Source organism: Caldisericia bacterium, assembly GCA_026414995.1.
GTDB lineage: Bacteria > Caldisericota > Caldisericia > B22-G15 > B22-G15 > JAAYUH01.
This window is the reverse complement of record JAOAHY010000053.1, coordinates 1-514: the sequence shown is the minus strand read 5'-3', so window position 1 is coordinate 514 and position 514 is coordinate 1. Positions and strand designations below refer to the sequence as shown.

1 protein-coding gene is annotated in these 514 nt (G+C 26.7%); it reads right to left on the bottom strand.

All coding sequences use genetic code 11. The features are described 5' to 3' along the window. Positions 1–433, bottom strand: a 433-nt coding sequence (locus tag N3D74_06755) for a hypothetical protein (GenBank protein MCX8095862.1), incomplete at its 3' end; no start/stop codon positions are given. Positions 434–514 lie beyond the last annotated feature (81 nt).

Below are 514 nucleotides of genomic sequence, written 5' to 3'. Positions count from 1 at the left end.
CATCGAAATACTTTCCACCATCATAAAATGAATCACTCGTCACATTCAAAATTCCCATTACATATTTTTTTCTTGAATCAAAAATTTTCCCACCAATTTTGTATTCGAAGGAATTAAATTTATTATAGTTAGAAATTAAATTTTGAATTTGAGAGAAAATTTGTTTGTTTTCAATTTCGATGTAATGAGAAAAATATCGAATATTTTCTAAGTTACCGAAATAACAGAAATATCGTTCTTTCCAATTTACATCAAATGGTGCTGGATTTTCTAAACAACGATTGTAAATTTTTCGAATTATATTTTCTTCGTTTTGTTCATAATTTAATTGAAGACCAAAAGTTGGGAATAAAGTGTGATTAATGTTTTGTGGTAAATAAAAAATTCGTCCATAAGATTCTTTGTTCGTGAAATAACGAATTCTTACTCTCATTAATCAACTTCCAACTCAGATAATTTCGAATGTTTGATTTTGCCTTCTTTAATTGTAACAAGGACATTAAACTCTTTATCC